Source organism: Streptomyces sp. UH6 (assembly GCF_013421635.1).
Lineage (GTDB): Bacteria > Actinomycetota > Actinomycetes > Streptomycetales > Streptomycetaceae > Streptomyces > Streptomyces abyssomicinicus.
In genome coordinates this window covers 1-8,556 of the sequence record NZ_JACADT010000154.1, presented here as the reverse complement: position 1 = coordinate 8,556, position 8,556 = coordinate 1, and the positions used below count along the sequence as shown (strand labels likewise).

Sequence of the window (8,556 nt, the reverse complement as noted above, 5' to 3'; positions counted from 1 at the left end):
TGCGAGCTGCCGGGACTGGGCGACGAGGCGGCCGGCGGTGTCCCAGACCTCGCAGTCCTCCTCGAGGAAGCCGCCGGCGAGGTTGCGCGTGGTGATGGAGACCCGCAGCGGGCCGGGGGCCGGGCGGCACCGGATGTGGGCGGTGAGCTCCACGGTCGGCACCCATCCCTTGATCCCCAGGTCGAACGCGGTCGGCGGCAGCGCGTCCACGGTCAGCAGGAGCGAGAACGGGTCGGCGTCCCGCCCGTCGGCGAGCCCGAACCAGCCGCGCACCTCTCCCTTGCCGGAGGGCGTGCCCAGCGCCCAGCCCAGGGTGGCCGGGTCCAGCTTCATGAACAGGCGGTCCGTGATGGCGGACGCGCCCGGCAGCGGTTCCGGCGAGTCGTCCGGCCCGAAGCACTGCTCGATCGGCGGGAACTGCGGCGGAACGGCGCTGGTCCGGACGTCGTCGGGCAGCGAGCCGAGGTCGCCGTAGGAGGCGAGGACCCGGATCCGCTCGACCTCGTTGCCGTCCGCGTCCTCCTGGAGGATCGACGCCTGGCCGGTGGAGAGGGTGCGGCCGGTGCGGACCACGGACGTGCGCACCACGGCCGGGCCGGGCGTGGAGGCGGTCAGGTAGTGGGCCGTGATGGAGAACGGGTCCTCGTGCGGCAGCGCGTCGGAGAGGGCGCGGGCCGCCACGGCCAGCAGGAATCCGCCGTTGACCGCGTTGAAGATCGTCCAGTCGGCGGAGAGGTCGATGTCGTACACGCCGGGCTCGCGGCGGGTGACCGTGCTGTCCCGGTCGAACTCGCTGTCACCGATCGTGGCCCGGGTCGCCTGGGCGGAGGCTGCTTCTGCCATGGGAGAACGATACAACGCACGTTACTAAGCGGTAGCTTTCTAGCCGCCCACAGTGGCCCACCTCACACCGCGACCTCCTCCGGCCGCACCTCCTTGACCGTCGAACGCCGGTGCCAGGCACGCGGGGCGCGCCAGTGGAACCGCATGGCGAGCAGGCGCAGCACGAAGGCCACCATGACGGCCAGGCCCAGGGTCGCGGGGGTGAGCGCGTCCAGCTTGATACAGATCGCGGCCATCGCCGAGCCGACGATGGCGGGCACCGCGTAGAGGTCGCGGTCCCAGCGCAGCAGCGAGGGCACCTCGTTGGCGAGCATGTCCCTCAGCACGCCGCCGCCGACGGCGGTCGCCATGCCCAGCGTGGCGGAGGCGGTGAGTCCCAGGCCGTACTCGTACGCCTTGAGGGTGCCGGCCACGCAGAACAGGCCGAGGCCGGCCGCGTCGAAGACGTTCACCGCCGTCTGGATGCGCTCCACCTGCGGGTGGAGGAAGAAGACCAGGGCGGTGGCCGCGAGCGGGGTGAGGAAGTACCCGAGGTCGGTGAAGGCGACCGGCGGCACGGCGCCGATCACCACGTCGCGCAGGAGACCGCCGCCGAGCGCGGTGACCTCGGCGAGCACGGCCATGCCGAAGACGTCGAAGTTCTTGCGCACGGCGAGCAGCGCGCCGGAGATGGCGAAGACGAAGATGCCGACCAGTTCGAGCGTGTGCTGAACACCCGGGCTGAACAGTTGGGGAGACACCTCAATATTGTGCCGGGAACCCGGCAGAACCCTTGCAATAAAAGGTCCAGCATGCGAGATGCCTGGAGTTCATTGCATCACGTCGACGGTCGAGGGGGGCGGCGCCCCGCTGGACGCCGCCCCCCTCGACCGCCGGGAGTCACTCCTGGGTGACAGCCTCGCCGGAGCCCTCGCCCGAGCCGGCCGAGCCCTCGGAGCCCTCGCCCGTGCCGGATTCCCGCTCGGCCACGACCGCGGCCGAGGTGGACTCCTCCAGGACGGCGTCCGGCACCAGCTCGGCCGCCTCCTTGGCCGCGGAGAGCAGCACGGTGTCCTGCGGCGCCTGGTCCTCGAAGTTCTCCGGGTGGTGGCACGCCACCCGCTGCCCGGGCCGCAGCTCCAGCAGCGGCGGCTCGGTCGTGCGGCACACCTCGGTCGCCTTCCAGCACCGGGTGTGGAACCGGCAGCCGCTCGGCGGGGCGATCGGCGAGGGGACGTCGCCCTGGAGCAGGATCCGCTCGCTCTTGGCCGCCTTGCGCGACGGGTCCGGGATCGGCACCGCCGACATCAGCGCCTTGGTGTACGGGTGCATCGGCGACCGGTACAGCGAGTTCCGGTCCGCCAGCTCGACGATCTTGCCGAGGTACATCACCGCGATCCGGTCGGAGACGTGCCGGACCACCGACAGGTCGTGCGCGATGATCACGTAGGTGAGCCCGAGCTCCTGCTGGAGGTCGTCCAGCAGGTTGACCACCTGCGCCTGGATGGACACGTCGAGCGCGGAGACCGGCTCGTCCGCGACGACCAGCTTCGGCTTGAGCGCGAGCGCGCGGGCGATGCCGATGCGCTGGCGCTGGCCGCCGGAGAACTCGTGCGGGTAGCGGTTGTAGTGCTCGGGGTTGAGGCCCACGACCTCCAGCAGCCGCTGGACCTCCTTCTTCACACCGCCCTCGGGCGTGACGCCCTGGAGCTTGAAGGGGGCGCCGACGATCGTGCCGATGGTGTGGCGCGGGTTCAGCGACGAGTAAGGGTCCTGGAAGATCATCTGCACGTCACGCCGGAGCGGCCGCATGCCGCCCACGCCGAGGTGCGTGATGTCCTTGCCCTCGAACTCGACCGTGCCGCCGGTCGGCTCCAGCAGGCGGGTGATCAGCCGGCCCATGGTCGACTTGCCGCAGCCGGACTCGCCGACGACGCCCAGCGTCTCGCCCCGGCGGACCTCGAAGTCCAGGCCGTCGACGGCGCGGACCGCCCCGGTCTGCCGCTTCAGCAGGCCGCTGCGGATCGGGAAGTGCTTCTGGAGCCCGGTGACCTTCAGCAGGATCTCGCCGTCGGCGGTCTCCCCGGAACCCACGGGGCCCGTACGGTTCTCTCGGTTCTCGCTCACAGCTTCGGCGCAATCTCTTCGGTCCAGATACGCTCCCGCTGCTCCTGGCCCATGTGGCAGGCGGCCCAGTGACGGCTGCCGACCTCGGTCAGCTCCGGCCGGACCGTGCGGGTGACGTCGTCCTTCGGGATGTCCGCGTACGGGCAGCGCGGGTTGAAGGCGCAGCCGGACGGGAGGTTGATCAGCGACGGCGGGGAGCCCTTGACCGGGACGAGACGCTCCTGCTGCTCACGGTCCAGCCGCGGCATCGAGCCGAGCAGACCCCAGGTGTAGGGGTGGCGGGGCTCGTAGAAGACCTTCTCGGCCGGACCGCGCTCGACGCAGCGGCCGCCGTACATCACCAGGATGTCGTCGGCTAGTTCGGCGACGACGCCCAGGTCGTGGGTGATGACGATGACCGCGGAGCCGAACTCCTTCTGGAGGTCGCGGATGAGGTCGAGGATCTGCGCCTGGACGGTCACGTCCAGCGCGGTCGTCGGCTCGTCGGCGATCAGCAGCTCGGGGTTGTTGACCAGGGACATCGCGATCATGGCGCGCTGGCGCATGCCGCCGGAGAACTCGTGCGGGTAGCTGTCCACCCGCTTGTCCGGCTGCGGGATGCCCACGCGGTCGAGCATCTCGACCGCGCGGCGCTTCGCCGTCTTCTTGTCCACGTCGTGGTGGATGCGGTACGCCTCCACGATCTGCTGCCCGATCGTGTAGTACGGGTGCAGCGCGGAGAGCGGGTCCTGGAAGATCATCGCCATGTCCCGGCCGCGCAGCTTGCGCACGTGGTCGGGGTCGGCGGAGAGCAGTTCGGTGCCGTTCAGCCAGATCTCGCCGGAGATCCTGGCCTTGCGCTTGCCGTACTGACCGGCGGTGTGCAGGCCCATGATGCCGAGCGAGGTGACCGACTTGCCGGAACCCGACTCGCCCACGATGCCGAGGGTCTTGCCCCGCTCGAGCTGGAAGCTGAGCCCGTCGACGGACTTGACCAGGCCGTCGTCGGTGGGGAAGTGGACCTTGAGGTCGCGGACGTCGAGGAAGGCCTCGCCGCCGCCGGCCGGGCGGCCCAGGACCGGCTCGCCCACGGCCGTGCCGCGTTCGTTCGTGGAGCCGGCGTTCTTGCTGATGTCGGTCATGCGAGCCTCACCCGGGGGTCGATCGCGGAGTAGAGGACGTCCACCACGAGGTTGGCGACGATCACCGCGATGGAGGTGATCAGCACGACGCCCAGGATGACGGGCAGGTCCTGGGTGCGGATCGCCTGGAGGACGGCCTGGCCCAGCCCGGGCAGGTTGAAGGTGGTCTCGGTGAGGATCGCGCCGCCGATGAGGGCGCCGATGTCCATGCCCAGCATGGTCAGCACCGGCGTCATGGCGGAACGCATGGCGTGCTTGCCGATCACGGTCTTCTCGGCCAGGCCCTTGGCGCGCGCCGTGCGGATGTAGTCCTCGCCGAGCACCTCCAGCATGGTGGCGCGGGTGATCCGGGCGTACATGGCCGCGTAGAGGAAGGCCAGGGTGACCCAGGGCAGGATCAGGCCGCCCAGCCACCCGGTGAAGCTCTCCTCCAGCGGCACGAACTGGCCGTCGATCCAGCCGAGTCCGTAGATGAAGATCGCCGCCGCCACCATGCCCGTGAAGTAGATGGGCAGCGAGACGCCGCCCAGGGCGATGACCATGGCGCCGCGGTCCCAGATGCTTCCCCGCTTGAGCGCGGAGAGCACACCGGCGGAGACGCCGAGGAGCAGCCACAGCAGCGCGGCGCCCAGCGCGAGGGCCAGCGTCACCGGGAAGCGGTCCATCAGGACGGGGAAGATCTCCTGCTCGGTACGGAACGAGTAACCGAAGCAGGGCGCCGCGCAGTTGGTGACGTCGCCGCCGCCCACGTAGGTGCGGCCGGCGAAGATGCCCTTGAAGAACTCCCAGACCTGGGAGTGGATCGGCTCGGCCAGGCCGAGCTTCTGCCGCACGGCTTCGATGGCCGCGGGGTCCGCCTGCTTGCCCACGAAGTTGGCCGCGGGGTCGATGCCGGCCCACTTGGGGATCAGGAAGAAGATGCCGAAGACCACCACGATGATGACCACCAGCATCACTGCGGCGGCTATGAGCCGCCTGATGAGGTAAGCGAGCACAGCTCTCGGCCCGCCGCGGACGGCGGGCCGGACCGGGGGACGTTCCCCAGCCGCCTTGTGAGCGGCGGGAGTTCGTCCCCCGGTCGGCCCGCGGTCACGCCGCGCCGGCCTTCACCTGCCTTTCGTGCCGTACGGCGGGTGTGCCGGAGGGGATTACTTCTTCAGGCCCAGGTTGACGAAGTCGTACATGCCGCTGTAGCCGTCCGAGGTGTACACGTTGGCCAGCTCCGGGGAGCGCCAGTTGATGAACTTCTCGAAGACGAACGGCAGGTAGTAGCCGCCCTCCATGACCTTGTGGTTGATCTGGGTGGAGATCTCCGCCTTCTTGGCGTCGTCGAGCTCCTTGACGTAGTCGTCGAAGAGACCGTCGACCTCCTTGTCCTCGATCAGCGCGTAGTTGTTGTTACCGCTCTCGAGGATGTAGTCGCTGTGCCACAGCGGCAGACCGTAGCCCTGGACGGACGGGAAGTCCGGGCCCCAGCCCATGATGATGATGCCGTAGCCCTTCTTCTTCACGTTCTCGGGGCTACCGATGATGGAGGAGGTCTGCGAGCCGTCGTACTGGTCGATCTCGGCCTCGATGCCGACCTTCTTCAGCGACGCCTGCAGCGACTCGGCGGTCGCGACCTCGACCGGCTTGTTGTTGCGGACCGCGATGCGGGTCTTGAAGCCGTCGGGCTTGCCGCAGGCCTCGAGCTCCTCCTTGGCCTTCTCCGCGTTGCCCTTCTTGTTCGCACCGGCGAGCTCGAACGGGTCGTACTTCTGGCCCTCGGCGCCCGGCACCGACGGCGGGAGCATGTTGGTGCCGATGTCGCCACCGGCGATCGGGCCGCCGCGGGCGGTCTGCAGCGACTCGTGGTCGGCGCCGTAGATCACGGCCTTGCGGCAGTGCTCGTCGTCGAACGGGGCCACGGACTGCGGGAAGACGGCGTAGCGGATGTAACCCGAGACCGGGTTGTCCAGGTTGCCCTTGTGCTCCTGCAGCGCGGTCTGGCGGCCCTGCGGGGACATACCGGTCTGGTTGACGTCCAGGTGGTAGTCACCGTTGATCAGGCGCTGGTCCATGTCGTTGGCGTCCGAGAAGAACGTCACCGAGATCTTGTCCGGGTAGGCCTTGCGGACCGGGTCGGACTCCTGCGACCACTTGTCGTTGCGGACCAGGACCAGCTTCTTGCCGGGCTCGTACGACTCGAACTTGTACGGGCCGGAGGAGAACGGGTGCAGCTGGTACTGGGCCTTGGTGTCCTTGTCCGCGCGGACCGGGGACGCCGAGACCATGGCGAGCATCTCCTCGAAGTCGGAGTTGGCCTCCGGCAGCTTGAAGATGATCGTCTTGTCGTCCGGAGTCTCGATCGCCTTGAGGCCGAGCTTCTCCGGGTCCTTGTCCTTGTACGGGCCCTCGTACTCGCCCTTGGGGTCGAGGACGTCCTTCAGGTAGACCGGGCCACCCGACAGCACGTCCTGCGCCCAGATGCGCTCGATGCCGTACTTGATGTCCTTGGAGGTGATGGGCTTGCCATCCTCCCAGGTCACGCCGTCCCGGAGGGTGTACTTGTAGGTCTTGCCGTCGTCGCTGATCTCAGCGGCGGCGGTCGCCAGGTCCGGCGTGATGCCCGCGCCCTCGGCACCCGGGGCCGGCGTGTTGGTCACCAGCGTGCGGGAGTAGTACCGGGCGAAGTTCCACATGAAGCCGTAGTAGCCACGCGTGGTGTCCCACGAGTCGGCGTCCTGGGCGCCCGCGAACTTCAGCTCGCCGCCCTTGGCGACCAGTTCGGCCTGGGCGACCTTGTTGTTCGCGGCGTCGAAGCCCGCGGCCTTGGCGGTGCCGCCGGCCTTGTCGGTGCTGTCGCTTCCGCCGCCGCACGCCGCCGTGGACAGCAGCGCCGCGACCACGGCGGCAGCGGCGAGAGCCCGCTTCCGCCGCCCTGTGGTGTGGGTAGTCACGATCTCGGATCCTCCGGATTGATGAAAGATCCCGTGTGCTTGAGCCACGGGACGCTCAGTGGGTTCGGTACCTCAGCGCGAACCCTTCGGGTCGAGGGCGTCACGGACGCCGTCGCCGAAGAGGTTGAAGGCAAGGACGGTGATGAAGATCGCCAGACCGGGGACGACCATGTACATGGGGTCCGACTGGTAGTAGCTGATCGCGCTGGAGAGCATCTGGCCCCAGGACGAGGTGGGCGGCTTCACGCCCACGCCCAGGAAGCTGAGGGCCGCCTCGGTGAGGATGTTGGTGGGGATCATCATCGTCGTGTACACGATGATCGGCGCCACCAGGTTCGGCAGCAGCTCCTTGAACAGGATGTAGAGCCGTCCGGCGCCCAGCGAACGGGCCGCCTCGACGTACTCGCGCTCCCGCATGGAGAGCGTCTGGCCGCGCACCACGCGTCCGACGTAGGGCCAGCCGAAGAAACCGATGACCAGGATCATCACGAACACCCGGACGCCGGAGCCGCTGAGACCCAGCAGGTCGTTGGGCATCACGGAGACCAGGGCGATCGTGAAGAGCAGCTGCGGGAAGGCCAGCAGACCGTCCATCACGCGGCTGATGAGCGCGTCGACCCAGCCGCCGAAGAAGCCGGCCAGGATGCCGAGGACGGTGCCCAGCACCACGGCGACCAGCGCGGAGGCGAAGCCCACCAGGAGCGAGACCCGGGCGCCGTGGACGATGCGGGCGAAGATGTCGCGGCCGCTGACCGGCTCGACGCCGAACCAGTGGTCGCCGCTCACGCCGCCGAGCGAACCGACGGGCGTGCCGAACAGCGGGTCGATCAGCTCCTCGTGCCGCAGGTCCGGGTCCTGTCCGACCAGGCTGGTGATCAGCGGGGCGAAGATCGCCACGAGCACCAGCAACACCACGACGACGCCGCCGAACAGTGCGAGCTTGTCCCGCTTCAGGCGCTCCCAGGCGATCCGTCCGAGGGAACGCCCCTGGACGGCCTTCGTCCCGCTGCTGGCAGCGGCCGCTTCCACGGCCGCGCTCGGGGCCGCCTCGGCGGTCGGCTCGTGCAATGGTGCCGTCATCTGGCAGGGACCCCTCTCAACCGGCGGTAGCCGGGCCGCACATGCCGCGGTAGCGGCTTGACCTGTCCGTCGTGCAAAAGGGTGCGTAGCGCACACCCTTGCGGGGAGTTTTCATGGCCATGGCGACGAATCGCCAGAGCTCCCGGGGAATGGATGCGCAACTGTGATGCTGAGCTGGGAGTTCCGTTATTCGGACGGCGGCCATCAAGGGGCGGACACACCCGCGTCGGGACAGGTGCGCCGGAACATCGCGCAACTGGTTCAAATCGCCCGGGAGTTACGCGCGAAGACCTCGCCTCCGGACGCATGCTGGACCGGGTCCGGAAGGGGATCCGCACCTGCGGATCGACCACCGGGAAGGGGACTGACCTGCCGCCCTCGCCCGCGCCGGTCCGCCTCGGCGGGCACACCCACCCGGCTCCGCCCACCCGTGCCGCCGCGCGCCGCGGGGACCGGTCACCGAGGAC

General features: G+C 69.2%; 7 protein-coding genes. All 7 read right to left on the bottom strand.

The window, feature by feature from the left end; genetic code table 11:
• Positions 1-843, bottom strand: an 843-nt coding sequence (locus tag HW445_RS11030; RefSeq protein ID WP_180220845.1) for a thioesterase family protein, incomplete at its 3' end; no start/stop codon positions are given.
• Between the two features lie 62 nt (positions 844-905).
• A complete protein-coding gene (locus HW445_RS11025; RefSeq protein WP_180220844.1) occupies positions 906-1,583 on the bottom strand; it encodes a trimeric intracellular cation channel family protein in 678 nt (225 codons plus the stop codon).
• A 139-nt stretch (positions 1,584-1,722) separates the two neighbouring features.
• Positions 1,723-2,949, bottom strand: a complete 1,227-nt coding sequence (locus tag HW445_RS11020; protein ID WP_180220843.1) for an ABC transporter ATP-binding protein — start codon at positions 2,947-2,949, stop codon at positions 1,723-1,725.
• Positions 2,946-4,070, bottom strand: coding sequence for an ABC transporter ATP-binding protein (locus HW445_RS11015; RefSeq protein ID WP_180220842.1), 1,125 nt, complete (start codon positions 4,068-4,070; stop codon positions 2,946-2,948). Before HW445_RS11015 ends, HW445_RS11020 begins: the two co-directional genes overlap by 4 nt.
• On the bottom strand, positions 4,067-5,065 hold the full coding sequence (locus HW445_RS11010; protein WP_180220841.1) for an ABC transporter permease: 999 nt from the start codon (positions 5,063-5,065) through the stop codon (positions 4,067-4,069). The genes HW445_RS11015 and HW445_RS11010 overlap by 4 nt, the downstream gene beginning before the upstream one ends.
• A gap of 153 nt (positions 5,066-5,218) precedes the next feature.
• Entirely contained in the window at positions 5,219-7,009 is a 1,791-nt protein-coding gene (locus HW445_RS11005) for an ABC transporter substrate-binding protein (protein WP_374939630.1), read from the bottom strand.
• 72 nt (positions 7,010-7,081) lie between these two features.
• Positions 7,082-8,089 (bottom strand): ABC transporter permease, encoded by a 1,008-nt coding sequence (locus tag HW445_RS11000; RefSeq protein ID WP_180220840.1) that lies wholly within the window; start codon positions 8,087-8,089, stop codon positions 7,082-7,084.
• Positions 8,090-8,556 lie beyond the last annotated feature (467 nt).